This is a genomic window from Streptomyces sp. NPDC052043 (assembly GCF_044548235.1).
Lineage (GTDB): Bacteria > Actinomycetota > Actinomycetes > Streptomycetales > Streptomycetaceae > Streptomyces.
In genome coordinates this window covers 319094-344761 of the sequence record NZ_JBIUBT010000005.1, presented here as the reverse complement: position 1 = coordinate 344761, position 25668 = coordinate 319094, and the positions used below count along the sequence as shown (strand labels likewise).

Here is a 25668-nt window from a genome sequence, read left to right as displayed (position 1 = left end):
CGCGCCCACCCGGGGGCGGACGACCCGACGGGGTCAGGGGTGATCAGAGGTGATCAGAGGGTGATCAGTCCTGGCGCGCCATCTCCTCCTTCAGGGCCGCCACGAACGCGTCCACGTCGTCCTCGGTGGTGTCGAAGGCGCACATCCAGCGCACGACGCCCTCCGCCTCGTCCCAGAAGTAGAAGCGGAACCGCTTCTGGAGACGCTCGCTCACCTCGTGCGGGAGCTTGGCGAAGACGCCGTTGGCCTGCACCGGGTAGAGGATCTCCACGCCGTGCACGGCGCGCACGCCCTCCGCGAGCCGCTGCGCCATCCCGTTGGCGTGCCGGGCGTTGCGCAGCCACAGGTCCTTGGCGAGCAGCGCCTCCAACTGCACCGACACGAAACGCATCTTGGAGGCGAGCTGCATGCTCATCTTGCGGATGTGCTTCATCCGGCGGACGGCGTCCTGGTTGAGGACGACGACCGCCTCGCCGAACATCGCGCCGTTCTTCGTCCCGCCCAGGGAGAGGATGTCGACGCCGACCGCGTTGGTGAACGTCCGCATCGGCACGTTCAGGGAGGCGGCCGCGTTGGCGATCCGGGAGCCGTCCAGGTGCACCTTCATGCCCCGCGCGTGCGCGTGCTCGCAGATGGCGCGGATCTCCTCGGGCGTGTAGAGGGTGCCGAGTTCGGTGCTCTGGGTGATCGAGACGACCTGCGGCATCGCCCGGTGCTCGTCCTCCCAGCCGTACGCCTGACGGTCGATCAGCTCGGGGGTGAGCTTGCCGTCGGGCGTGGGCACGGTGAGCAGCTTCAGGCCGCCCATGCGCTCGGGGGCGCCTCCCTCGTCGACGTTGATGTGCGCGCTCTCCGCGCAGATCACCGCGCCCCAGCGGTCGGTGACCGCCTGGAGTGCCACGACGTTCGCGCCGGTTCCGTTGAACACCGGGAACGCCTCGGCGGTGGCGCCGAAGTGGCCGCGGACGATCCGCTGGAGGTTCCCGGTGTAGTCGTCCTCGCCGTACGCGACCTGGTGCCCGCCGTTGGCCAGGGCCAGGGCGGCGAGCACCTCCGGGTGGACTCCGGCGTAGTTGTCGCTGGCGAACCCGCGGACCTCGGGGTCGTGGTGACGACGCGCATCGGTCCTGGGAGGGTTCACGGCTTCTCGGTGAGCCACAGACGGTTTCCGTTCACTTCCGCGGCGGGCTTGCTCCACACGTCGACGATGGCGTCGGCCAGGTCCTTGACGTCCGTGAAGCCCGCGAACTTCGCGTTGGGGCGGTCGGCGCGCATCGCGTCGTGCACCAACGCCTTCACCACCAGGATCCCAGCCGCGGACGTCGGCCCTTCGGCGCCCTCGGCCTTTCCTGCCTTGCGGAAGTAGTCGGCCATGGCCAGCGTCCACGCCTCGGCGGCGGCCTTGGCGGCGGAGTAGGCCGCGTTGCCCGCGGTGGGCTTGCTGGCGCCGGCCGCGCTGATCAGGACGTACCGGCCGCGCTCGCTGCGCTGCAGCGCCTCGTGGAAGGCCAGCGAGGTGTGCTGCACGGTGCGGATGAGCAGCAGCTCCAGGAAGTCCCAGTCGTCCAGGCTGGTCTTGGTGAAGGTCTCGCTGCCACGCCAGCCGCCCACGAGGTGGACCAGGCCGTCGATCCGGCCGAAGTCCTTCTCGATGTGGGCGGCCCAGTCGCGGGTGGACTGGAGGTCGAGCAGGTCGACCGTGTCCCCGGTGACGCTGGCGCCGCCGGAGGCGTACCGGGCGGCGTCCACGGCCTGCGAGAGCCGCTCCGGGTCGTTGTCCGCGCCGACGACGGTCGCTCCCGCCTCGGCGAGCCTGAGCAGCGCCGCCCGGCCGGCCGGGCCGCCCGCGCCGGCCACCGCGATCACCGCACCGCTGAGAGCCCCGTTCGCCACCATGTTCCTCGCCTCCTGTGCAGTGTTCCCGGTTACGCGGCCGCTCACGCGGCGACCCGCTCGGCGCTGTCCGCCGTGATGCCCTTGGTTCCGGCGATCACGTTCTTCAGCTTCTTGGACAGGGCCTCGTAGAACATGCTGAGCGGAAACTCGTCCGGAAGCACGTCATCCACGAGTTTGCGCGGGGGCTGGGTCAGATCCAGGGCGTCGGGGCCCTTGGCCCACTTGGAGCCCGGGTGCGGAGCGAGGTAGGTGGAGACCAGGTCGTAGCCGGCGAGCCAGTGGACCAGCTTGGGGCGGTCGATGCCGTCGCGGTACAGCTTCTCGATCTCGGCGCAGAGCTGGTTGGTGACCTGCGGGGCGCGCTCCCAGTCGATGGTCAGCTTGTTGTCGGTCCAGCGCACCACGTCGTGCTTGTGCAGGTAGGCGAAGAGCAGCTGACCGCCGAGGCCGTCGTAGTTGCGCACGCGCTCGCCGGTGACCGGGAAGCGGAACATGCGGTCGAACAGCACCGCGTACTGCACGTCACGGGCCTGCGCGACGCCGTCGGCCTGGAGCTTCACGGCCTCCTTGAAGGCGGTGAGGTCGCAGCGCAGCTCCTCCAGGCCGTACATCCAGAACGGCTGGCGCTGCTTGATCATGAATGGGTCGAACGGCAGGTCGCCGTGGCTGTGGGTGCGGTCGTGGACCATGTCCCACAGCACGAAGGCCTCCTCGCAGCGCTTCTGGTCGTGGACCATGGCGGCGATGTCCTCGGGCAGGTCGAGGCCCAGGAGGTCGACGGAGGCGGCGGTGACGCGGCGGAAGCGGGCGGCCTCGCGGTCGCAGAAGATTCCGCCCCAGGAGAACCGTTCCGGCGCCTCGCGCACGGCGATCGTCTCCGGGAAGAGCACGGCGGAGTTGGTGTCGTAGCCGCCCGTGAAGTCCTCGAAGGTGATGCCGCAGAACAGCGGGTTGTCGTAGCGGGTGCGCTCCAGTTCGGCCAGCCACTGAGGCCAGACCATGCGCAGCGCGACCGCCTCCAGGTTGCGGTCCGGGTTGCCGTTCTGCGTGTACATGGGGAAGACGACCAGGTGCTGGAGGCCGTCCACGCGGTGCGCGGCGGGCTGGAAGGCCAGCAGCGAGTCCAGGAAGTCCGGCACCTCGAAACCGCCCTCGGCCCAGCGGCGCAGGTCCCCCACGAGCGCCTCGTGGTAGGCGGCGTCGTGCGGCAGCAGCGGGGAGAGCTCCTCGACGGCGTCGATCACGCCGCGCACGGCGGCGTCGGCGTCGGCGCGGCCCGGGGCGCCCTCGGCCGCGAAGTCGATCGAGCCGTCCTTCGACTGCCAGGGCCGGATTCGCTCCACGGCATCCTTGAGCACGGGCCACGCCGGATGGTCAACCACCCTGGCCACCGAAGGAACCTTTCCCTCCGCACCCAGCTGCACAAGAATTTCCGTCATGTCTCATCCTCCACGGGAGAACCTCGCGTAGGACGACCGTATACATACAGGCTTTCTCCCAGCAAGGGCGCCCTCGGGAAAAAATTCCGCGCGTAGCCATGGTCACCGCCTATTTTCCTGCCGTACACCCGGACAGAGGCAGATCCGATCGGCCGTTCGGGTGATCGACGCCACGTCGCCCACACGCCCACGCCGGAGTGAGAGCCGCGGCGGATGCGCCCCCGTTCCCGCGGGCCGTCACCCCACTGCACCGTGTACGCGGGGGTTCAACCCGCGTGGGGGCCATTAGGCTGCGTCACTACCGCGCGGACGACGAGGTCCGTCCGCTCCGCGCCGCGCCGAGCCGCCGTCGACGGAAGCGAGTTGAACTTTGAACTTCCTTACCCTCGGTCACCGCGGAGTCATGGGTGTCGAGCCCGAGAACACCCTCCGTTCCTTCGTCGCCGCCCAGCAGGCCGGCCTGGATGTCATCGAACTCGATCTGCACCTGAGCAAGGACGGCGCGCTCGTCGTCATGCACGACGACGAGGTGGACCGCACCACCGACGGCAGCGGCGCGATCGCCGACAAGACACTCGCCGAGCTGCGTTCCCTGGACGCCGGCCGCGGTGAGCGGATCCCGGTCTTCGAGGAGGTCCTCGACGCGGTGCGGGCGCCGCTCCAGGCCGAGATCAAGGACGTGGCCGCGGCCCGCGCACTGGCCGAGGTCCTGCACGAGCGGGACCTGGTCTCCCGCGTGGAGGTGTCCTCGTTCCACGACGAGGCGATCACCGAGATCGCCCGGCTGGTGCCGGGGGTGCGCACCGCGCTCGTGGCCAGCCGCTACGACTCCGGGGTCGTCGCCCGCGCCACCGCGGCGGGCGCCGGGACCGTCTGCCTCAACATCCGCCGGCTCACCCTCGAGATCGTCGAGCACGCACGCAAGGCGGACCTGAGGATCATCGGCTGGGTCGTCAACACTTTGGACCATCTGCGCCTGGTCCGCGCCCTGGAGCTGGACGGCGCGACCACCGACTACCCGGAGATCAAGCTCACGGGCCGCTTCACCGCCTGACCCCCTGCACGGAGCTCCGCCTAGGCGAGTTCCTTGACCAGCAGCTCGAACTCCAGGTCGTCGCGCTGCGGAATGCCGAAGCGCTCGTCGCCGTACGGGAAGGGGGTCGTCCTTCCCGTACGGCGGTAGCCGCGGCGCTCGTACCAGGCGATCAGGTCCTCGCGTACGGAGATCACGGTCATGTGCATCTCCTTGACCCCCCACTCCTCCCGGGCCCGGCGCTCGGCCTCGGCGATGACCGTCCTGCCCAGGCCGGCGCCCTGCAACGTGGGGCTCACGGCGAACATGCCGAAGTAGGCGTGGTCCCCCTTGTGCTCGAGCTGGCAGCAGGCGACCACGCTGCCGTCCCGCTCGACCGTCAGCAGTCGGCTGCCGGTCGACTCGATCACCTCCAGCACGCCCTCGGGGTCGGTGCGCTGCCCCTGGAGGATGTCCGCCTCGGTGGTCCAGCCGGCCCGGCTGGAGTCCCCGCGGTACGCCGACTCGATCAGGTGCACCAGCGTGTCGACATCGGCGTCGAGGGCGTCACGGAAGGTCAGTCCGCTGGCGGCGGTCTTCATCGGGCGTGCCTTTCGGTTCGGGCGCTGTCGGACGGGGCCAGCGACATCCTGCCACTAGTGCCGCGGCGGGCGTTTGCCTGTCTCGGCACTAGTGCCGCGGCGGGCAACGTTTGCCCGTCAAGGAGCGGCGTCCGGTGCGTGCTCTGGGGGTCCCCCCTGCTCGAAGAGCTTGGGGGAGTGCCGGCCGGAAGTCCTCGTACTGGATGTACTCGGGCTTTCGGCCGGTGCGGCGAGAGTGCGTGCCGGGCGTCACGACGGGGCAAACGTTGCCTGTCGCGGCACTAGGGTCGGGGTGCATGGTGCACGTACTCAGCAGCCGGACACTGGTCCGGCCCACGGACCCCGAGCGCTCCCGTGTCTTCTACGGCGAGCAACTCGGCCTCGCCGTCCACCGCGAGTTCGGCACGGGGCCCGAGCGCGGCACCGTCTACTTCCTCGGCGGCGGTTTCCTGGAGCTCTCCGGACGCTCGGCCGACCCGCCGTCCTCCTCCCTGCGGCTGTGGCTCCAGGTCGAGGACGTGGCGGCGGCCCGCGAGCAGTTGCGGGCCAAGGGCGTCGAGATCACGCGTGAGCCGGTGCGCGAGCCGTGGGGGCTGATCGAGATGTGGATCGCCGATCCGGACGGCACGCCCATCGTGCTCGTCGAGGTGCCGGCGGACCATCCGCTGCGGTACCGGGCGGGGATCTGAGCCGGGCTCGGGCACCGGTGGTCCGGGAACGTTCCCACTGGCCCGCTTCGGCGGCCGGGGCTAGCGTGCTGGTGGGTGGGAACGAGCTTCCCGGAGGATGCCATGGAGTTCGACAAACCGGTGGTCGGCGGACCCTGCTGGGCGGAACTGGGCACCAGCGATCTGGAGGCGTCCACGCGGTTCTACACGGAGGTCTTCGGCTGGCGCATGCGCCGCGACCCCCGGCTGGTCTCGGGTGGCTACACCCTCGCTCACCTGGGGGACGCGCCGGTCGCCGCGATCACGCCCCTGTACCAGAGGTCGCAGCCGGTCGCGTGGAACGTCTCGTTCGCCGTCGCCGACGCGGACGCCGCGGCGAACAGGGTGGTGGAGGCCGGCGGGACGGTGATCCACGGCCCGCGGGACATCTACGACGAGGGCCGCTTCACCATCGCCCTGGACCCGTCGGGCGCCGCCTTCCAGATGTGGCAGGCGCGCGAGTTCTCCGGTGCCGGGGTGTTCAACCGCCCCGGCTCACTCGGCTGGGTGGAACTCGTCACCCGCAATCCTCGGCGGGCCAGGGACTTCTACACGAGCGTGTTCGGCTGGAGCGTCAACGCCTCGGAGTGGTACACGCAGTGGGGTCTGCACGGCGAGGACTTCGGCGGGGTGACGGCGATGCACGACCGCTTCCCGGCCGATGTGCCGCCGCACTGGCTGCCCTACTTCGCGGCCGAGGACGTCGACACCACCACCGACATCGCGGTACGGGCCGGCGCCAAGGCCCTGCTGGAGCCCACCTCGCTCCCGGACGGCCTCCGCATCGCGGTCCTGCGGGACCCCCAGGGCGCGGCCTTCGGCCTCTACCGGTCCGTACAGGAAAGCTGAGGTCCCCCCTCCGGTTTCCGGTCCCCGGGAGCGTTCGGATCAGAGGCGCAGGGCGCCCCGGCGCCCCTCCAGCCGGCCGAGCAGCTCGCCCAGGAGGGCGGCCAGGCCGTCCCGCTCCTGTCCGGCCAGACCGGACAGGACGGCCCGTTCGTAGGCGAGCTGTTCCGGCAGGATGCCGTCGACGAGGTCGCGTCCGGCGTCTGTGAGGCGGACGTGGGCGACCCGGCGGTCGCGGGTGTCGCCGCGGCGCTCCACCAGACCGCGTTCGGTCAGCTGCTTCAGACGTTTGGTGACGGCGGCCCCCGAGGAGAACGTCTCGCGGGTCAGTTCGCTCGGGGTGAGCTCGTCCCCGGTCCGCCGCAGCGCCCCGAGCAGGTCGAACTCGGGCCTGCTGAGACCCGCCCGGCGCAGGGGCGCGTCCTCGGCCTGCTGGAGGAGGGCGGCGCAGCGGTTGATCCGGCCGATGATCTCCATCGGCGCGGTGTCCAGGTCGGGGTGGACGGCCCGCCACTGGCGGACCACGCCGGCGACGGTGTCGTCGCCCGGCCCGGTCCCCGTGGGCCGGGTCCGCTCGTGCGCCTCGTCCCCGGTCGCCGTCTCCCCGTGGGCCGGCCGTCCGTTCCTCGCCGTCATGGCCGTACGTCCTCCGTCGTCTCGCCCGTGCTCGCCGGGGCGTGCAGGCCCTGGCGTCGTATCGTCGCGGCGAGCGTACGGTGTGCGGACTGCTCGGTGAGCACGACCCGCTCCTGGGGCAGGGCGCGCTGCCACCACTCGCCGGACGCGGCGTCGGCGGTGGCGCGCAGGTCGACCAGCGCGGCGGCCAGGCTCCGGCGGGCGGACTCCAGGGCGGCGGGCGCGGGCCGGTCCTCGGCGAGCAGGCGGGCGGCCCCTTCGCGGGCCCGGTCGACGGCGGCCAGGGCGTGCTCGATGCGGTCACCCGCGCGGCGGTTGGTGACGGCGACGGCGGCCACGAAGCCGACCAGCGCGCCGACGACGGTGTCCACAGCCCGCTCGGTGATCAGCTCACCCGCCTCGTGGTGTCCGGCGAACTCGATGACGAGCAGCGCGAGCGGGGTCACGCAGATGCTGCCGAGCCAGTAGTTGCGGCCCATCAGCGCCTCGGCGCCGAAGTTGAAGGCCAAGCAGAGCAGGACGAGGGCCAGGCCACTGGCGTGCGCGAGCGGGGCGACGGCGGCGAAGACGAGGACGCCGACGAGGTTGCCGACCACACGCTGGATGCCCCGCTTCCAGGTCAGGGTCATGTTGGCCTGGTACAGGGAGGCGGCGGTGACCAGGGCCCAGTAGGGGCGGCCGACACCGAGCGCCAGGGAGGCGTAGCCGGCGAGGGCGCAGCCCAGCGCGGTGCGCACCACGATCGGGGTGAGCGGGCCGAGCCGGCTCCACCAGGGCCGGTGCGGGGCGGTGGTCTCGGCGTCCACGCCGAGCAGTTCGTCGGCGTCCGCCGCCGTCTGGCCGGCCTCGGGAATCGGCCCGGTCCCGCACAGTGCGCGGGCCCACGTGCGCAGCCGTTCGGGGTCCGCGTCCGCCGGGGCGGCGAGCGCGACCTCGGCGCGTACGACGAGCCGCTCCAGGGCGCGCCGGGGCGCGGTGCGGGCGCCGGTGGACAGCAGCGCCTGCCAGGCGGCCTGGACGGCGGCGGCCGCGGCGGCGCGGGTCCGGGCGTGGCCGTCGCCGGTGCCTCCGGTGGCGGCGTGGGCGGCGGCCGCGTTGAGCGCCTGCGCGGTGGCGCGGCGCTCCGGGCCGTGCGGGCGCAGCAGCCCGGGCGCCATGCCGACCAGCCAGGCCCAGGCCGCCGCGGCGAGGGCCAGCGCCAGATGGGCCGGGACCTGGCCGAGGGTCTGCGGGGCGAAGAGGGACGCGGAGCTGATGAAGGTGAGGACGACGTTGCCGGGCGGTCCGATGCGGGTGGCGTCGCACAGCGCCTTCTGCACGGCGGCCATCAGGGCGCCCACGGTGACCAGGACGACCGGGGCGGTGGTGAGCGAGGCGGTGACCAGGGCGACGGCGAGGCCGCCGATCATGCCGAGGACCACCCAGGCCAGGGCGCGGGCCCGGGCGGCGTAGGGGCGGTTGTGCGCGTACAGGGCGCACAGCGAGCCCGCCATCGTGTACATGGCGAGGTCGAGCCGGCCGAGGACGAGCAGGGTGAAGTTGGGCAGGGCGACCGAGACGACGGCGCTCAGGGCGGGCTTGAACCAGATGTCGGACGGGCGGCCGAGCCGCAGCACGCCGGTGAGCGGAAGACGCCGGGCGACCCGGCTCAGGGGGGTGGGGGGCACACTGCTCATACCCATAACCTTAGCAGGTGTTTTACTTGTAAAGCATCCCGGAGACTCGCCACTCCCCCGCACGTGACGTGCCGTGCTTCGCCGAACGCGCCCCGTATACCTCCTTGCGCTCGTGTGCGCACCGCGCGCCTTGGGCATCGCTTGACCGACCGGCCGCCCGGCGGCGGCCGCGACCCGTCGAGCGGGGAGGTCGGGGGTGCACGGATCAGCTTCGTTCGGTTGGCTGCTCGTCGCGCTGTGCGCGGCGACCGGGGCGTACTGCCTGCTGCGGATGCGCAGCGCGGTCGAGGAGCAGCGCCGTACCGCGGGGGGTGAGGCGCTCATGGGCTTCGGCATGGCCGCCATGGCCGTCCCGGCGGCGGTGTTCACACCACCCGCGTGGGCCTGGTCGGCCTATGCGGCCGTCTTCGGCGCGACCGCGCTGCACTCGCTGTGGTCGGCGCGGACGAGCCCACACCATCGGCACCACCTGGTGGGCGAGACGGCCATGGTCTACATGTCCGTGGTGATGGCCGTCTCACCCGGACCCCACCACCACGGCGGGGCGGGAGTGCCGCTGCTCACCGGCGCGCTGCTGCTGTACTTCGCCGGTTACGTCCTGCTGTCCGGCGTCCGGCTGGTCCCCACCGGGACGGTGGCCGCCGTCGGCGCGCCCGGCGGCACGAGGTGGGGCGATCGACCGGAACTGGCGCGGGCGTGCCGGCTGTCGATGGGGATCGCGATGGTGGCGATGCTGCTGACCATGTGACCGGTGACCGTGCGACGGACAGGACGGCGCGATCGGGCCGGTGATCAACCGGGGCGGCGAAACCGGCCCAGTGACCCGCCAGGACGGCGAGAGCGGCGCTGTGACCCGCGGGGACGGCAGGGCCTGCGCCACGCCGCAGTGGTCTGCGTCACTTCGCCGCGGAGCCGTGCCCCCGAGCTGTCGGCCGCTCATAAAGTGGCTCCCATGATGGTCCCCGCGGTCCTGCTGCTGCTCGGTGCCCTGACCGCCGTCACCGCCCCTCGGCTGCTCGCCCGGGCCGACTGGCCGGACCGTGAACCGGTGCTCGCGCTGTGGGTGTGGCAGTGCGTGGTCGCCGCGGTCCTGCTGTGCTGCGCGCTGTCGATGACGCTCAGCGCGGCCGCCGCCTGGCAGGCGGTGCGCGGCCATGTGTTCGCCCCGGCTCCGCGTTCGGTGGTGGAGGCCTACGCGCTCGGCACGGCCGACGACTGGGCGCCGACGACCGCGGTGGCGCTCGCCTGCGGCGGTGCGTGGAGCGCGGCCATGCTGCTCCGCGAGGTGGTACGGGCCCGGGCGCGCCGCAGGCTGCGACGCGCCGAACTGCTCGTCCGCGCGCCGCTGCTGCCCGGTGAGGAGCCCGGCACCGACCGGCTCGTGGTGCTGGAGGGCGACCGCCCGGACGCCTGGTGGCTGCCCGGCCCGTCGCCCCGGCTGGTCATCACCACGGCCGCGTTGCGCCGCCTGAAGGGGCGGCAGCTGGACGCCGTCGTCGCGCACGAGCAGGGTCACGCGCGGGCCCGGCACGACTGGCTGCTGCACTGCTCCGCCGCGCTCGCCGGCGGGTTTCCGCAGGTGCCGGTGTTCGCCGCGTTCCGCGACGAGATGCACCGCCTGGTCGAACTCGCCGCCGACGACATGGCCTCACGTCGCTTCGGACGCCTGACGACCGCCCTCGCGCTGGTCGGACTCAACGAGCACCGGGGCGTGTTCGGCCCCTGCCCCGCCGCGCAGGCACACGTCCCGCAGCGCGTGCACCGCCTCCTCACTCCCCCGAATCGCCTCCCGGTCGCCCGCAGACTGCGCCTGACCGCGGTCGCCTCCCTCGTCCCGGTCCTACCGGTCCTGGTGACGGTGACACCTGCTCTGAGGGCCCTGAGCTAGGGTCTGTTCGGGTCCGCTGGCCGCGGCGCCCGGGGCTGGGCCATCATCAGCTCATGGCTGCTGTGCTCTTCGACTTCTCCGGAACCCTCTTCCGCATCGAATCGTGCGAGTCCTGGCTGAGAGCCGTCCTCGACGAAGCGGAACTCTCCCTTGACGAGCGGGAGTTGGCTCGGACGGCGCGCGCGTTGGAGGAAGCCGGGGCGCTGCCCGGCGGGGCTCCGCCGGTGCGCATGTCCGACGAGGCGGCCCGGCTGTGGGAGGGCCGGGACCTCAGCACCGCGCTGCACCGGGCCGCCTTCACTGCCCTGTCCCGCCAAGTGCCTCTGCCCGACCCGGTGTTGCACGACGCGCTCTACGACCGGCACATGACGCCGGCGGCCTGGGCCCCCTACCCGGACGCACCCGAGGTCCTGCGCACACTGCACGAGCGCGGGGTCGCGGTGGGCGTGGTGAGCAACATCGGCTGGGACCTGCGCCCGGTGTTCCGCGCCCACGGCCTCGACGCGTACGTGGACACCTACGCCCTGTCGTACGAGCACGGCGTCCAGAAGCCGGACCCGCGCCTGTTCGCTCTCGCCTGCGCGGCGCTCGACGCCGACCCGAAGGACGTGCTGATGGTCGGTGACAGCCGTCCCGCGGACGGCGGCGCGAGCGCCCTGGGCTGCGGCGTGCACTTCGTCGACCCCCTGCCGGTCACCCAGCGGCCGGACGCGCTGCTGCCCGTCCTCGACCTGCTCGGCCCGACGGACTGAGCCGCCGCGGACCGGGGTGACCGGGGCGGGCGCGGCCCCTACGACTGGCACGGGAGCCGGGGCCACCCGGCCACCCGGCGGGAGGTCCTGGACGGCGCCCGGCACGGAAAACTCCGCCCGCCTCGGACGATCCCCCGCGTCGCCCGAGACGGACGGCAGCACGACGGACCCCTTCCGGGGCCGGTCCGCTCGTACCGAGTATAGTTGGCTGGCAGCCAGTCAACGCAGGAGTCACCGCATGTCCCCGCGCAGCGCCTCGGTCAATGAAGAGTTGCGGCGGCGTTCCCGGGAACGGCTCCTCCAGGCGGCGGTCGAGCTCGTCGGCGAGCACGGCTACGACGCGACGACACTCGGCGCCATCACCGACCGCGCGGGGTCGGCGCGCGGCCTGGTCTCCTACTACTTCCCCGGCAAGCGCCAGCTGGTGCAGTCCGCCGTGCACCGGCTGATGCACCGCACGCTCCAGGAGGCGCTGGAGCGCGAGCCGCACACCGAGGACGGCCGGGAGCGGCTGGCGCGGGCCGTCGACGCGATCCTGGGGCTCGCCCGGGACCGGCCGGTGCTCATGCGCCAGCACATGGCGGGGATCCTGCTCGAGGAGGGCTTCGTGCAGTGCCCGGAGCAGCAGCGCCTCTCCGAGCTGCTGCGGGACACGGTGGCCCGGCGCGGTTCACAGGACGTCGACGCCGACTACCCGATGCTGCGCGCCCTGCTGATGGGCGCCGTCTACGCCGCCCTGGTGCCCGGGGCGCCGATGCCGGTGCCGGTGCTGCGGGCCGAGCTGTTCGAGCGCTACCGGCTCGACTGGGACATGGGAGCGCCGCCGGAGGCGCAGCCGCCCGGCGGGTCCTGCGACACGGACCTGTCCCGCTTCTTCGCGACCGACCGGAGCCCGGCGCCCCCACCAAAGCGGTAGTCCGGCGGCCGTCGTACGGGTCCCGACCGCGACACGCGCGCCATCCCGTGCCGCCTCCCTCCCCCGGCGGGCCGCTTGGTGCCATGCTGGAGCCATCAGCGATCTCCTGCGATCCACCAGTGATCCATCGGGGTAAGGGGTTCCGCCGTGCTGCGTGTCGCCGTCGTCGGCTCGGGGCCGAGCGGGTGCTACACCGCTCAGGGCCTGGTCCAGCAGGACCCCTCGGTACACGTCGACGTCCTCGACCGGCTGCCGTGCCCGTACGGGCTCGTGCGTTACGGCGTGGCGCCGGACCACGAGAAGATCAAGTCCTTGCAGAACAACCTGCGGACGGTCCTGGAGCACGAGCGGGTCCGGTTCCTGGGCGGTGTCCAGGTCGGCGGCCCCGGCGGACTGCCCGCCGCGCGGCTGCGGGAGCTGTACCACGCGGTGGTGTACTGCGTGGGCGCCGCCACCGACCGCCGTCTGCACATCCCGGGCGAGGACCTGCCGGGCAGCTGGTCGGCGACCGAGTTCGTCTCCTGGTACAGCGCCCACCCCGACTCCGTGGACAGCGGATTCGTGCGGGGCGCACGGTCGGCGGTCGTCGTCGGCGTGGGCAACGTCGCCGTGGACGTCACCCGCATCCTGGCGCGCGGCACGTCCGAACTGAGCCCCACCGACATGCCCGAGGAGGCACTCACCGCGCTCGCCGCGAGCCGGGTGACCGAGATCCACATGGTGGGCCGGCGCGGCCCGTCGCAGGCCCGCTTCACGACCAAGGAGCTGCGCGAGCTGGGCGCCCTGCCGGACACCGACGTCGTCGTCGACCCAAAGGAGCTGGCGCTGGACCCCGACTGCGCCGACCCCTCGGCGCTGCCCGCCGCCCAGCGCCGCAACGTCGAGGTGCTGCGCGGCTGGGCCGCCACACCTCCGAAGGGCGCCTCCCGCCGGATCCGGCTGCGCTTCTTCCTGCGCCCCGTCGAACTGATCGCCGACAGCGGCCGTGTGGGCGCGGTGCGGCTGGAGCGCACGGCGCCGGACGGGCACGGCGGTGTCGTCGGGACGGGACGGTACGAGGACGTCGCGGCCCAGCTGGTGCTGCGGTCGGTGGGCTACCGCGGAGTGCCGCTGGACGGGCTGCCCTTCGACGCGGGCACCGGCACGGTGCCGCACCAGCAGGGGCGCGTGCTGCGCGAGGGTGCCGTCGCGCCCGGCGAGTACGTGGCCGGCTGGATCAAGCGCGGGCCCACGGGTGTCATCGGCACCAACCGGCCGTGCGCGAAGGAGACGGTGTCCTCGTTGCTCCAGGACGCGCCCGGGCTCGTGGGCAGGCGGGTGCCGGACGACAGCCTCCCGGTGCTGCGGGCCGAGGGGGTCGAGCCCGTGCGGTGGGCGGGCTGGCAGGCCATCGAGCGGGCCGAGGCGGAACTCGGCGCCTCCCTCGGACGCGGCGTGGTCAAGCTGCCGGACTGGGATTCCCTGCGAGCGGCGGCCGGCACCGCGGTCTCCTAGGGGTCCCGGGAAGCCTGCCTCCTGTCCTCCGGGCGGAGAAGGCGGCGAGGTCCCCCTGCCCCCGATACGTGCCCGCAGGGCTCCGTGAGCAGGCCCAAGCCCCGGTCCCGCCAGACCATGGCGGGACCGGGGCGCCGGCCGTCATCCCCCGGCCGTCGGCTCTCGGACGACCCAGGGACCGCTCTCCGGCAGCAGCCGTACGACGGTCTCCTCCAGGCGGGGCAGGACCCGCTGACCGGCCAGGGCCAGGGTGATCGCCGCGGCGACGCCGGCCCAGGCCACCGGGCCGAGCGGGGTGCAGCCCAGGATCCGGCTGACGCCGGGGGTCTGGATCAGGGCGGCGAGGGTGAGGGCGGAGCCCAGGGACGTCACCCGGACCAGCGTGCTGTCGCGGCGGTCGAGCAGGGTCTGGGCGAGCTGGGTGCCGACGACGCCGCACAGGGCCATCGTGCTGGAGCGGCGGGCGGTGCCGGGTGTCCAGCGGCCGACCATCCAGGCCGTGACCGCGCCCAGACAGGTGGTCAGGGCACGGTGGCGGATCTGCCGGATCAGCCCCTCGCCCAGGACGGAGCCCGCCGCGTCCTCCGGCGTCGCCGACCGCGCCTGTTCGGGGTCCTCCTTCGGCGTCACCGCCACGGCCATCGCCGGGAACAGGTCCGTGAACAGGTTCACCATGAGCATCTGCCGGGTGGACAGCGGCGCGGTGCCCGACAGCAGCGTGCCGAACAGGCCGAAGCCGATCTCGCCCGCGTTGCCGCCGATCAGGATGGCGATGGCGTCGGCGACGCTGTGCCACAGGGCGCGGCCCTCGCCGATGGCGTCGATCAGGACCGTCAGGTCGTCGTCGGTGAGGACGATGTCGGCGGCGTTGCGTGCCGCCGCGGAACCACGGGCATTGATGCCCACGCCGATGTCCGCGGCGCGGATCGCCGCGGCGTCGTTGGCACCGTCGCCGACCATGCCGACCACCCGGCCGGCGTCCCGCAGCGCCTCGACGACCTGGAGCTTCTGCTCGGGCGCGACCCGGGCGACGACATCGGCGTCGCGCAGCATCCGGGCGCGGGCCGACCGGTCCGCGGCGGCGAGTTCGTCCCCGGTGACCACGGTGGTGTCCTTGGGCCAGCCCAGTTCGGTGGCGATGGCCCGGGCGGTCTGCGGGTGGTCGCCGGTGAGCATGACCGGCCGTACGCCCTCTTCGTACAGCCCGCTCACGAGCGCCAAGGACGTATCGCGCGGCACGTCCGACAGCGCCAGCAGCCCGATGAACTCGAGTCCGTGAAGCATCCGGTCGAGTGCGTCCTCCTCGCTCTCGTGCTCGTCGAGCCGCCGCCGCGCCACCGCCAGCACCCGCAGTCCGTCGCCGGCCAGGGCGTGCGAGGTCTCGATGGCGTGGGCCGGGAGGCCGGAGCAGGCGGGCAGCACCGTCTCGGGTGCGCCCTTGACCACGAGCATCCGCGGTCCGTCCGCGACCCGGCCGACGGCGGCCGCGTATCCGCGGGCGGCCTCGAAGCCGAGGTCCTCCAGCTCGACCCAGTCCGGGTCGGGACCGGCCGCGTCGAGGACGGCCTCGTCGGTGGCGTGCACGGGCCGGTCCGAGCTGCCGTTGGGACGCGGACAGGCCCGCGCCGCGGCCCGCAGGGTCCGCGCGGAGGCCTCGTCGCCCACCACGTGGACCTCGCCGTCCGCGTCGGACGCCCGCACCACGCGCAGCCGGTTCTCGGTGAGGGTGCCGGTCTTGTCGAAGCAGAGGGTGTCCATCCGGCCCAGCGCCTCCAGCGTGCGCGGGGTGCGGACCAGGACGCCGTCGCGGCTCAGGCGCCGGGCCGCCGCCAGCTGCGCCACGGTGGCCACCAGGGGCAGGCCCTCCGGGACGGCGGCCACGGCGACGGCCACGCCGCCGCTGACCGCCTCGCGCACGGAGGTGCCGCGCAGCAGCGCGATACCGGTCAGCGCGGCGCCGCCCGCCAGCGTCAGCGGCAGTGCCTTGCGGGTGAGTTCCTGGAGCCTGGCCTGTACGCCCGCGGACGGGGACGTGCGGGCGGCGAGGTGCACGGCGCGGGCGGCCTCGGTCCGGTCGCCGGTGTCGACCACGACGGCACGGGCCTGCCCGGCCACCACGGTCGTGCCCTCGAAGACCATGCAGCTGCGGTCCGCGACCACGGCGTGCGGGGTCGGGTCGGTCTGCTTCTCCACCGGAAGCGACTCGCCGGTCAGCGCCGACTCGTCGACCTCGAGACCGTCCTCCCACAGCAGCCGGGCGTCGGCGGGCACCACCTCGTCGCCCTTGAGCTCGATCACGTCACCCGGTTTGAGCTTCCCGGCGTCGACCGTGACGGTGGCGCCGGCCGGGGCCTGCGAGTCCGGGGGTGCGATGCGCGCCTTCCGCTTCTGCTCGGCGATCAGGCCGGACAGGGCACGCTCGGCGCGCAGTCGCTGGAATCCGCCGACCAGGGCGTTCAGATCGAGGGCGCCGACCACGAGGAGGGCGTCCACCACCGAGCCGAGGATCGCCGAGGCCGCCGAGCCGACCGCCAGGACCGGGGTGAGGGGGTCGTGCAGTTCGCCGCGCACGGCCTGCCCCAGCTCGTACGTCCAGCGGACCGGGGCGAGGACGGGGTGCCGGGCGATCCCGACGGCCGCCCTGCGGACCTGGGCGGAGACCCACTCGTACGGAGTGCGCCGGCGGGGCGCCTCGTGGTCGAGCCGCTCCTGGGCCTCCTTCGCGTCGAGTTCGTGCCAGTGCACCCGCGGCCGCGGGTGCGGGGCGTGCGCCGCGGCCACGGCGAGCGCGGCACGCGTCCCGGACAGCAGGGCGGCGGCCGCGGCAGCGTCGACCGGCGCGTGCCGCAGCCCGGGCAGGAGGGCACGGCGGCCGCGGCCGCCCTTGGACTCGCCGATGGCCACGAGCAGCCCGGACAGCGCGGCGCCGGACCGGGCCAGGGTCTGCGCCCGGTGACCGATCGTCCGGGCGGCCGGGACGGCCGTCAGCACCCGCCACACGTCGGACAGTCCGTGCAGGGCGAGGATGTCCGCGCCCCAGACGACGGCGGCGTCGCCGTCCACGAGGGCGAGGGCGAGGTCGCTGCCGCGCAGCCCGGCCAGGACGTCGTGGTCGTCGGCGGAGCTCATCCGGGCGACGGTGAGCACCGCGCCCTCCTCGCCGCGCAGCCCGTACACCACGTCGTCCAGGGGCCGCCGGGCGTCCACGACCTGGTCGGCGAGGCCGACGAGGTCCTCCAGGGCGGGATCGTCCACCAGCACCACCCGCAGTCCGGCCCGGCGGGCCGCGTCCAGGACCGGTTCGGCCCACGGGTCCGCCTCCCCCTCCTCGGTGCGCAGCGCGCTCGCGTGCAGGACCACGGTGCCGGCCATCTCCAGTTGCCGCAGCCGCTCCGGGGCCCGGACCAGCACGCCGCTCCGGGCGAACAGGGTGCCGAGCACGGCGTGGAAGACGGCGGGTCCGTAGCGCGCGGCCTTGGGCGAACCGGCGAGCACCGCCTCGGCGGCCTCGGCCCCATTGCGTTTGACCAGCGTGGTCAGCGCCGCGCCCAGCACACTGCCGGCGGAGGCGTGGTTGGCGTACTCCTGGGCCGGTGTGACGCGCAGCGGCGGGCGCGGGGTGTCGTCCGCGGCGACGCTGACGCGGTCGGGTGCGCACAACTGGTCGTGGAGCGCGTCGAAGGCGGCCGTGCGGGCCACCGTGTCGGCCAGTTGACAGGTGCGCAGCGCGCCGTCCAGGAGCAGCGAGGTGGGGGTCTGGCCGGTGCCGTGGGCGGCCGCGTTCGCGCAGGCGAGCAGGAGGTCCATACGGGTCCTGCCCAGCCGGGCGCTCAGTCCGGCGCGAAAGCTGGGGTTCTCCCGCAGCAGCGTCACCGCGGCGGTCACCATGCGCGGCGAGGGCGGCAGGCGCAACACGTAGGAGGTCAGGGCGACGCCGATGCCCACCACGTCGGCGGCGAGCGTGGCCGCGGCCGCGCGCACCCCGGCCGGGTCCCCCGGGTGGGTGATCTCCTCCGGGTCGTCACCGTCAAGGACGAGCCCGTGCCGGGCCGCGAGGCCCGCCGCCTGGTCCGCGACCTGGTCGATGGCCTCCTCCTCCGTCACGGCGACGACCAGCCGCCCGAGGCCCTCGTCCCAGCACGCGAAGAGCACGTCGGGCCGCTCGGCCAGGTTCGCGGCGATGCGCCGGGCCAGATGGTTCTTCCCACCCGCACGGAGCACCTTCTCCGGATCCAGGGAGCGCAGCGACAGGTGCACCCGGGTGCCGGAGCGCCAGTGGTGGTCCGTGCCGGGCAGGGCGTTGCAGGCGACACGCGCGACGCGCACGGCGGCGTCCGCACCGCGTACGCTGGCCCGTGCCGTTCCGGCCACCGCTCCCGCGGCGGCCCCGACCGCCGGCGCGGCCGCCCGGGTGACCAGGCGGGCAGCGGCCGACGGCGCAGTCAGCAGTCCGAGCTCCATGGCGCGTCCTCAGAGGGAGGTGCGGTCGGGTCGCGCCGTCGGGCCGAGGAGTCCGGTGGCCGCCGACTGCCCCTTCGAGGACTTGCCCCGCCCGGCCGCGGACGTCCTGGTCTTCTCAGGTCCGCCCGCCGCGGACGTCCTGGTTTTCTCCGGCCCGCTCGCCGCGGACGTCCTGGTTTTCTCCGGTCCGCCCGCCGCGGACATCCTGGTTTTCGCCGGTCCGTCGGGCCCGGTGTCCGCATCCGGCTCGGACGCCTGCTCCTCGGGGCCGGTGCCGGCGTCCTGCGCGGTCTCCCGGGCAGCCGTGTCGCGCTTCCTCGCGGGCTTGCGGGCCGCGGCGGACGGTGGCGGTTGCGGTGTCCGCGCCCGCTCCTCGCCGCCGGCGGCCCGTTCGGGGCGGGGCTGGGTGAGCCAGGCCACGGCCGCGCCGGTGAGCGCCACCGGCCACTCCACCACCCCGGCGGCACCGAGCACTCCGGCTCCCGTGTACACCGCGAGCCGCCGTCCGCGCGGCGAGACGGCGCCGACCTTGTCGAGCGCCCCCTGCGCGGCCCGGCCCACCGCCTCGGCGCCGGGCACCCTCCGCAGCACCGAGGCCGCACCGTGCAGCGGTGCCGGAAGGGCGGACGACGACTTCTGCTCAGCCATGACTCTCCTCGCCTGGGGGTGAGATCGACTCCTCGTGCCCACGGGTGCCCACCACCGTCCTGGTCACCCCGGCTCTCTCAGAGAACGCCACCGCCCGCGTCCGCGCCACCGGGCTCCGCCGTCCGCCACGGGCCGCGTCGGCGCCGGGAACACCGGCCGGCAGCCCACCCCACGGCACCGGTGCGGCGGGTGCACCCCCGGCCGCCGGCGGCTCGCCCCCGTACCGGAACCGGCGGAACCACTCCGGCGGACGGCACCGGCACGACGACCTCGCCCCTGCGGCCGGGGGTGCACCCGCCGCACCGGACACCCAGCCGAACGGCCCACGGACGTCCCGCCCGAAAGGCCGACGCCGACAGGCCAACGGCGGCATGTCCCGCCACCGCGTCGGAAGCAGTGGTGGGACGTGCCGCCGTAAACGGCGCCGGCACGGAGTCCGCCCGTACCGGCGCACCCGTCGCACCGAGCACCCGGCCGGCCGACGGGCGCCCGCTGCGAAGGCCGGCGCCCGCAACCCGATGCCGCGCCGTCAGTGGCGGAACAGTCCCGCGGGCACCGTGTCGGCGAGGATCCCGTAGCCCTGCGGGTTGAGGTGCAGCCAGTCACCGGCGTGGAGGTCGGGCCGCAGCCGGCTCGGCTGCGCGGGGTCGCGGACCGCGCGGTCGAAGTCGATCAGCGCGTCGAAGTGCCCGCTCGCCCGGATCCAGGCGTTGACCGCCTGGCGGGACTTCTCCCGCAGGCCCGCCGGGTCGTCGTAGGGGTCGTTGCCGCCGAACGGCAGCAGGGTGGCGCCGTAGACGCGGATGCCCTGGGCGTGGGCGCGCACCACGATCTGCCGGTAGGCGGCGATCAGGTCCTCGGTGACCTGGCGCTGGGCCGCCGGGGTGGCGTCGGCGGTGCCGATGTCGTTGACGCCTTCGAAGACGATCAGCCAGGCGACGCCGCTGCTCGCGAGGACGTCGCGGTCGAGGCGGGCGAGGGCGTTGGGGCCGAGGCCGTCGTTCAGGACGCGGTTGCCCCCGGCGGCCTGGTTCAGAACGGCGATGTTCGCCGTGGCGGGGCTGGAGCGGAGCCGGTCGTAGAGCTGGTCGGGCCAGCGGTCGTTGGCGTTGGTGGTGGAGCCGCGCCCGTCGGTGAGCGAGTCCCCGAGTATCGCGACGGCCTCGGTCGAGGTCTTGGCCTCCACCTCGACACCGCTGATCAGGTACCAGTGGTCGGCCGGGGTCGCCCCGGACAGGTCCGCGTCCCGGGTGTGGTCGCCGTGGACGAAGTACGACGTCGTGCGCGAGCCCGGGTGCGAGGTGAGGGCGAGGGAGGGCTGGCCCTTGGCCAGGTACGCCGTCACGGTGAGGTTGGACGCGGCGCGCAGGTCGAGGTCCAGCGGGTCGGAGACGACCTGGGCCCCGACGGGCACGGTCGTCGACGCCCGCCCCGAGAACGTCACCTCCCGGGTCGTACGCGGCTCGACGGCGCTGACGCCGGCGGCGCCGCCGCGCGGCAGCGCCACCGTCACGGCGGTCAGGGGCAGCGGAGTGTCACCGAAGGCGTTGGAGAAGCGCAGCCGGACGCGGTCACCGCCGGTGGAGACGCGCAGCGTCTGCCGCACGGTGGTGTCGACGAGGACGGCGTGGTCACCGGTGTAGGGGGCCGGCGGCAGGTTGTCGGGTTCGGTGAGCTGCGGCATCGCCGTCCAGGTGTTCACCCAGTGCCGTGCGGCCGGGGCCGCGGCCGGCGGCCGGTCGGCGGCGCCGACGGTCACACGGTCCGGCCGGCGTACCAGGGCGGTGACGGCCGAGACGGTGACGACTAGGGCCAGCACCAGAACGCACACGCTGATCAGATCGGCGTGGCGGGTTCTGGCGCGGCGGGTTCTTCCGGGCGGTGTCACTTGCGTCCTCCGTGGGATGTGCGGGGGCTGCGATCGGACGGGGTGCGGGCGGCGGCCCGAGGCGCGCGGGACTGCCCGCGGCGGGCCGCCGCTGCTGCATGGTGGCATGGACATGGCCGTCATGGAAGCGCTCCCACAGCTAGCCGCCGACACCTTCCACCATCCACCCGACAGTGGCCGGATGTGACCTGCGCGAGCCGTTGACTAGAAAGCGCTTGCACCCTACGGTCCGTTCAACAGTGTGACCGGTGGGCGCTCCGCCAGGCCCATACCGCCACACTGCCCCCGCGAGTCGTTCCAGATGATGTGCGCCATTCACGTATACGACCTCGTACGGCCTCGCACGATCTCGTATACGCCCCCACCGGTCCTTTCGAAGGGACAACTTCCGCATGCGTACTCGCTCTTCACGTCCTCGCTCCTCACGCCCCCACGCCCCCAGGCCGGCACTGGCGGCGGCCGTCGCCGCGGCCGCCGCCCTCGCGGTGCTCGCCCTGCCGCAGCAGGCCGGGGCCGCCGAGAGCTCACCGGTCGGTTTCGGCGCCGGCACCACCGGCGGCGGCAGCTCCTCGGCGGTGACCGTGTCGACGCTCAGCGCCTTCAAGTCGGCCGTCACCGGCAACACGGCCAAGGTGGTGAAGGTGAACGGCCTGATCTCGCTGAGCGGTCAGATCGATGTCGGCTCCAACACCACGGTGCTGGGCGTCGGTTCGTCGTCCGGGTTCACCGGCGGCGGGCTGCGGCTGAAGAACGTCAGCAACGTCGTCGTGCGCAATCTCCAGATCAGCAAGGCCGTCGGGACGGACGCGATCACCGTCCAGGGCTCGACCAAGGTCTGGATCGACCACAACTCCCTGTCCTCCGACCGCGACCACGGCAAGGACTACTACGACGGCCTGCTCGACGTCTCGCACGCCTCCGACTACGTCACGGTGTCCTGGAACACCTTCAAGGACCACTACAAGGGCTCGCTGGTCGGCCACAGCGACAGCAACGCGAGCGAGGACACCGGACATCTGCGGGTGACGTACCACCACAACTGGTTCAACAACGTCAACTCCCGCATCCCGAGCCTGCGTTTCGGCACGGGGCACTTCTACGACAACTACGTCGTGGGCGCCGAGACCGCCGTGCACTCGCGCATGGGCGCCCAGATGCTGGTGGAGAACAACGTCTTCCGCAGCACGTCGGTCGCCGTCACCACCAACCGGGACAGCAAGCAGGACGGTTACGCCAACCTGCGGGGCAACGACCTCGGCGGGGCCGCGACCGAGGTGTCGCAGACCGGCACCTTCACCAGCCCGCCGTACAGCTACACGGCCGAGGCCGCCTCCGGTGTGGCCTCCTCGGTGACCGCGGGCGCGGGCACCGGGAAGATCTGACCACGGGCCTGGCCGCGCTCGGCCTCCCGACGCGGTGAGCGCGGTCGCGCGCGGCGTGCCCGAGGGCGCCGCGTGCGACCGCCGCCGTCCGCTCACCGCCTCGCGTGCCCGAGCACCTCCTCGGTCAACTCCCGCCGGCGGGCGGTGTACGTGGCGCGCAGCGCCGGACCCGGCCAGTCCGCCGGCAGCAGGGGCGCGGGCAGCACGGGGTCGGCCAGCAGGTGCCGTACGACGGCCGCGAGGGCGGTGAAGCGGTCGGCCGGCCGTTCCGTGCGCGCGACCAGGGCGAGCAGTGTCCGGGCGGTCGCCGCCCAGTCGTCGAGCGGCCACAGGCGCGCGGCCAGGTCGGCGGCGGGTTCCTCGGGCCGGGCGGTGAAACGCCGGACCGCCGGGGACGCCCCGTCCGGCCGGGGGCGGCGCAGGTTGGCGGGGCGCAGCCAGACGCCCTCGCGGAGTTCGGCGAGCCGGAGAGCCGTCAACCGGGCGCGCAGCTCGGCGCGTTCGGCGGGCTCGCGCCCGGTCGCCGTCACGACGACCATCTCCCACTCCCCGTCCCAGGGACTCGTCTCGGGGTGCACGGCCGCGTCCTGGCGCCGCTGACGCTCCAGCAACCGGTCGCTGAGGCCGTGGACGGTGTCGGAGCGTCGCAGGTCTCCGGCGGCCACCATCCGGCTCAGGGCCGCCCGCAGGGTGGATCCGCCGATCCCGAAGGGTTCGACCGCCCGTACGAGGTCCTTCACCGGCAGTTCGGGCGGATGCGTGCCCAGCAGCAGGCTCAGGACGACCGACCGTGCGGACAGCGGGCGCAGCCCCGCCCCTGCGGTCCCCTGGGAGGCGTTCATGGTCACGTACGTACTGTACGGACATCGAGCGTGTTGCACTATTGCTGCGACCGCAGCATGAGTGCAACATGGGTGCATGGCCTCGACACTCGCGCACGAACAGCAGGAACGACAGGCACGGCGGGCACCGCAGGAGCAGCGGGCAGGGCGGGCAGGAGAGGCGCCGCCCGGACCGCGGCCCCGATCGCACGGGCAGGACGCCACGCACGCCGTCACCAACCAGGCCCCTCCCCTGGCGCCCTACGACGCCTCCGACGACGCGGCCCTGCTGGAGGGCCTGCGCCGGGAGGGCGCGGGCTGGGCCGAGCAGGACCTGCGGCGGCTCGGAGCGCTGGCCGGGAGCGTCGAGGCGCAGGAGTGGGCCGAGCAGTCCAACCGGCACGAGCCCGAACTGCGCACCCACGACCGTTACGGCAACCGGATCGACGAGGTCGACTTCCACCCCGCCTGGCACCACCTGATGCGGACGGCGGTCACCGAGGGCCTGGCCGGCGCGCCCTGGGCGGACGACCGGCCCGGCGCGCACGTGGCCCGCACCGCCGGTGGCCTGGTGTGGGGGCACACGGACGCCGGACACGGCTGTCCGACGTCGATGACGTACGCCGCCGTACCCGCCCTGCGCGCCCAGCCGGAGCTGGCCGCCGTGTACGAACCGCTGCTGACCAGCCGGGTGTACGAGCCCGGGCTGCGGGTGCCGGCCGAGAAGCAGGGCCTGCTGGCGGGCATGGGGATGACCGAGAAGCAGGGCGGCTCGGACGTACGGACGAACACCACGACGGCCACGCCGACCGCGGAGCCCGGGGTGTACACCCTGCGCGGGCACAAGTGGTTCACCTCGGCGCCCATGTGCGACGTCTTCCTGGTGCTCGCCCAGGCTCCGGGCGGCCTGTCGTGCTTCCTGGTGCCGCGCGTCCTGCCCGACGGCAGCCGCAACACCTTCCGCATCCAGCGGCTCAAGGACAAGCTGGGCAACCGGTCCAACGCCTCCTCCGAGCCGGAGTTCGACGGGACGGTGGCCTGGCTGGTGGGGCCCGAGGGTCGGGGCGTCAAGACCATCATCGAGATGGTCAACTGCACGCGCCTGGACTGCGTGATGATGTCGGCGGCGCTCATGCGCAAGACGCTCGTCGAGGCGGGCCACCACGTGCGCCACCGCGGGGCCTTCGGCGCGCTGCTCATCGACCAGCCGCTCATGCGCAACGTACTGGCCGACCTGGCGCTGGAGTCCGAGGCCGCGACGACGCTCGCGCTGCGGCTGGCCGGTGCGGCCGACCGGACGGTGCGCGCGGGCGGCGGGGAAGGCGAGGCGGCGTTCCGCAGGATCGCGACCGCGGTCGGCAAGTTCTGGGTCACCAAGCGGGGGCCCGCCTTCACGGCGGAAGCCCTGGAGTGCCTGGGCGGCAACGGCTACGTCGAGGACTCGGGGATGCCCCGGCACTACCGGGAGGCGCCGCTGCTGTCGATCTGGGAGGGCTCGGGGAACGTCAACGCCCTGGACGTGCTGCGGGCGCTCGGCCGGGAGCCCGGCGCGGCGGACGCGCTGTTCGCCGAACTCGCCCTGGCCCGGGGCGCCGACGCCCGCCTGGACGCGGCCGTGACCCGGCTCAGGACCGGTCTGGGCGAGGCGTCCCCGGTCGGCGCCCGCCGCCTGGTCGAGCTCATGGCCCTGGCCCTGCAGGCCTCCCTGCTCGTCCGGCACGCCCCGCCCGCCGTCGCCGACGCCTTCTGCGCGACCCGGCTGGGCGGCGACTGGGGCCACTCCTTCGGCACGCTGCCGAACAGCGCGGACCTCGACGCCGTCCTGGAACGGTCACTTCCGGATTAGGGGTCTGCCCGGGGCCGGGCCGACGCTCCGGCGCGGCGGGGCCCCGTCCGGCGGTGTCCCGCGGCACGGCAAGGTCCCCGCTCGGCGGCGCCGACCTCCGGGCCGAAGGGGCCGACCTCCGGGCCGGAGTCGTTCACCAGGTCTTGCGGCTCCACAGTGGGCCGAAGCGGGCCCACTCGGCGTCCCACTGGTCCAGACGGCGGCGTTCCAGGCGGGCGCACAGGAAGTGGCCGGTGGCGAAGGGGACGGCGGCGGTGCTCAGTCCCACCAGGCCGCCGGCCATCACGGCCCGCGTACGGGCCTGGGCGGGCGTGGCCGGTCCGGTCACGAGCCGTCCGTGGGAGTCGGTCCACACGGCGACCTCGGTGCCGACGGCGCTGCCGGGCCGTACCCGGGCCCAGTCGGTGCGCGCGGTGCCGTCCGGGGCGGTCCAGCGCACCTTTCCCCACACCCGGAGTGTGCTGCCGGGGTCCTCGCCGGACCCGGCGGGCGAGCCGGGCGCCCGCTCGGTCACCTGTGCGACGGTGGGCGTCCGCGCGAGGGTTTCCAGGGCCGCGGCGTGTTCCGCGCCCCGGGCCGCCGTCCATCCGGCGAGAACGCCGAGCGCCCAGGTGCCGAGCACGATCCAGCCCTCCACCGTGTCGGAGCGGCGTTTGAGCGAGTTGCGGCGCCACCGCCACAGCCGCACCTTCGGACCACGGAACGCCATCGACGGCATCCTCCCTGTGCGCGCACGAACCTGCCGGACCGCCCTCCCA

The 25668-nt window shown here is 73.8% G+C and carries 21 protein-coding genes; 10 read left to right on the top strand and 11 right to left on the bottom strand.

The features are described 5' to 3' along the window. Nucleotides 1-64: 64 nt before the first annotated feature. Genes ACIHCX_RS15830 through ACIHCX_RS15820 form a run of 3 tightly spaced genes read right to left on the bottom strand, consistent with a single transcriptional unit; the run spans nucleotide 65 to nucleotide 3335 of the window. Nucleotides 65-1141, bottom strand: coding sequence for a threonine aldolase family protein (locus ACIHCX_RS15830; protein ID WP_400029625.1), 1077 nt, complete (start codon nucleotides 1139-1141; stop codon nucleotides 65-67). Then, nucleotides 1138-1893, bottom strand: a complete 756-nt coding sequence (locus tag ACIHCX_RS15825; RefSeq protein ID WP_400029979.1) for an SDR family NAD(P)-dependent oxidoreductase — start codon at nucleotides 1891-1893, stop codon at nucleotides 1138-1140. The genes ACIHCX_RS15830 and ACIHCX_RS15825 overlap by 4 nt, the downstream gene beginning before the upstream one ends. 44 nt (nucleotides 1894-1937) lie before the next feature. Then, entirely contained in the window at nucleotides 1938-3335 is a 1398-nt protein-coding gene (locus ACIHCX_RS15820) for a DUF6421 family protein (RefSeq protein WP_400029623.1), read from the bottom strand. Nucleotides 3336-3705: 370 nt separating this feature from the next. Here ACIHCX_RS15820 and ACIHCX_RS15815 point away from each other — a divergent pair, with 370 nt between their 5' ends. Continuing rightward, nucleotides 3706-4389 carry a glycerophosphodiester phosphodiesterase gene (locus ACIHCX_RS15815; protein ID WP_400029621.1) on the top strand — a complete coding sequence of 228 codons (684 nt, stop codon included), beginning with the start codon at nucleotides 3706-3708 and terminating at the stop codon, nucleotides 4387-4389. Nucleotides 4390-4409: 20 nt separating this feature from the next. Here ACIHCX_RS15815 and ACIHCX_RS15810 read toward each other — a convergent pair whose 3' ends face one another. Continuing rightward, entirely contained in the window at nucleotides 4410-4949 is a 540-nt protein-coding gene (locus ACIHCX_RS15810; protein WP_400029619.1) for a GNAT family N-acetyltransferase, read from the bottom strand. Between the two features lie 296 nt (nucleotides 4950-5245). On the opposite strand from ACIHCX_RS15810, the gene ACIHCX_RS15805 reads away from it, so the two are divergent. Together ACIHCX_RS15805 and ACIHCX_RS15800 are read left to right on the top strand one after the other, a co-directional pair. After that, nucleotides 5246-5638 (top strand): VOC family protein, encoded by a 393-nt coding sequence (locus tag ACIHCX_RS15805; protein ID WP_400029617.1) that lies wholly within the window; start codon nucleotides 5246-5248, stop codon nucleotides 5636-5638. A 102-nt stretch (nucleotides 5639-5740) separates the two neighbouring features. Beyond that, nucleotides 5741-6505 carry a VOC family protein gene (locus ACIHCX_RS15800; protein WP_400029615.1) on the top strand — a complete coding sequence of 255 codons (765 nt, stop codon included), beginning with the start codon at nucleotides 5741-5743 and terminating at the stop codon, nucleotides 6503-6505. Nucleotides 6506-6544: 39 nt separating this feature from the next. Here the strand turns inward: ACIHCX_RS15800 and ACIHCX_RS15795 are convergent, their stop codons facing one another. Beyond that, complete coding sequence (locus ACIHCX_RS15795; RefSeq protein WP_400029613.1) at nucleotides 6545-7138, bottom strand: MarR family winged helix-turn-helix transcriptional regulator; 594 nt, start codon at nucleotides 7136-7138, stop codon at nucleotides 6545-6547. Next, nucleotides 7135-8814: an FUSC family protein gene (locus ACIHCX_RS15790; RefSeq protein WP_400029611.1), complete on the bottom strand. Its 1680-nt coding sequence runs from the start codon at nucleotides 8812-8814 to the stop codon at nucleotides 7135-7137. The genes ACIHCX_RS15795 and ACIHCX_RS15790 overlap by 4 nt, the downstream gene beginning before the upstream one ends. A 196-nt stretch (nucleotides 8815-9010) precedes the next feature. Between ACIHCX_RS15790 and ACIHCX_RS15785 the strand changes: the two genes are divergently transcribed. The 5 genes from ACIHCX_RS15785 to ACIHCX_RS15765 all read left to right on the top strand — a co-directional run bounded on the left by ACIHCX_RS15785 (nucleotide 9011) and on the right by ACIHCX_RS15765 (nucleotide 13864). Beyond that, a complete protein-coding gene (locus ACIHCX_RS15785; protein WP_400029609.1) occupies nucleotides 9011-9562 on the top strand; it encodes a DUF5134 domain-containing protein in 552 nt (183 codons plus the stop codon). A gap of 204 nt (nucleotides 9563-9766) precedes the next feature. After that, nucleotides 9767-10702 (top strand): M56 family metallopeptidase, encoded by a 936-nt coding sequence (locus ACIHCX_RS15780; protein ID WP_400029607.1) that lies wholly within the window; start codon nucleotides 9767-9769, stop codon nucleotides 10700-10702. Nucleotides 10703-10755: 53 nt separating this feature from the next. After that, nucleotides 10756-11454 carry an HAD family hydrolase gene (locus ACIHCX_RS15775; RefSeq protein ID WP_400029605.1) on the top strand — a complete coding sequence of 233 codons (699 nt, stop codon included), beginning with the start codon at nucleotides 10756-10758 and terminating at the stop codon, nucleotides 11452-11454. Between the two features lie 238 nt (nucleotides 11455-11692). Next, the gene (locus ACIHCX_RS15770) at nucleotides 11693-12370 is read left to right on the top strand and encodes a TetR/AcrR family transcriptional regulator (protein WP_400029603.1); all 678 of its coding nucleotides are present in this window, start codon (nucleotides 11693-11695) and stop codon (nucleotides 12368-12370) included. Nucleotides 12371-12517: 147 nt separating this feature from the next. Continuing rightward, nucleotides 12518-13864, top strand: coding sequence for an FAD-dependent oxidoreductase (locus ACIHCX_RS15765; protein ID WP_400029601.1), 1347 nt, complete (start codon nucleotides 12518-12520; stop codon nucleotides 13862-13864). 141 nt (nucleotides 13865-14005) lie between these two features. Here ACIHCX_RS15765 and ACIHCX_RS15760 read toward each other — a convergent pair whose 3' ends face one another. The 3 genes from ACIHCX_RS15760 to ACIHCX_RS15750 form a co-directional block, all read right to left on the bottom strand. Next, nucleotides 14006-18325, bottom strand: a complete 4320-nt coding sequence (locus ACIHCX_RS15760; RefSeq protein ID WP_400029599.1) for an HAD-IC family P-type ATPase — start codon at nucleotides 18323-18325, stop codon at nucleotides 14006-14008. 9 nt (nucleotides 18326-18334) lie between these two features. Next, the gene (locus tag ACIHCX_RS15755) at nucleotides 18335-18973 is read right to left on the bottom strand and encodes a hypothetical protein (RefSeq protein ID WP_400029597.1); all 639 of its coding nucleotides are present in this window, start codon (nucleotides 18971-18973) and stop codon (nucleotides 18335-18337) included. 529 nt (nucleotides 18974-19502) lie between these two features. Beyond that, nucleotides 19503-20813: an SGNH/GDSL hydrolase family protein gene (locus ACIHCX_RS15750; RefSeq protein ID WP_400029977.1), complete on the bottom strand. Its 1311-nt coding sequence runs from the start codon at nucleotides 20811-20813 to the stop codon at nucleotides 19503-19505. Between the two features lie 440 nt (nucleotides 20814-21253). Between ACIHCX_RS15750 and ACIHCX_RS15745 the strand changes: the two genes are divergently transcribed. After that, entirely contained in the window at nucleotides 21254-22243 is a 990-nt protein-coding gene (locus ACIHCX_RS15745; RefSeq protein WP_400029595.1) for a polysaccharide lyase family 1 protein, read from the top strand. A 92-nt stretch (nucleotides 22244-22335) separates the two neighbouring features. Here the strand turns inward: ACIHCX_RS15745 and ACIHCX_RS15740 are convergent, their stop codons facing one another. Further along, nucleotides 22336-23085 (bottom strand): PaaX family transcriptional regulator C-terminal domain-containing protein, encoded by a 750-nt coding sequence (locus ACIHCX_RS15740; protein WP_400029975.1) that lies wholly within the window; start codon nucleotides 23083-23085, stop codon nucleotides 22336-22338. 76 nt (nucleotides 23086-23161) lie between these two features. Between ACIHCX_RS15740 and ACIHCX_RS15735 the strand changes: the two genes are divergently transcribed. After that, nucleotides 23162-24910, top strand: coding sequence for an acyl-CoA dehydrogenase family protein (locus tag ACIHCX_RS15735; RefSeq protein WP_400029593.1), 1749 nt, complete (start codon nucleotides 23162-23164; stop codon nucleotides 24908-24910). 133 nt (nucleotides 24911-25043) lie between these two features. Here ACIHCX_RS15735 and ACIHCX_RS15730 read toward each other — a convergent pair whose 3' ends face one another. Next, nucleotides 25044-25619 carry a hypothetical protein gene (locus tag ACIHCX_RS15730; protein WP_400029591.1) on the bottom strand — a complete coding sequence of 192 codons (576 nt, stop codon included), beginning with the start codon at nucleotides 25617-25619 and terminating at the stop codon, nucleotides 25044-25046. Nucleotides 25620-25668 lie beyond the last annotated feature (49 nt).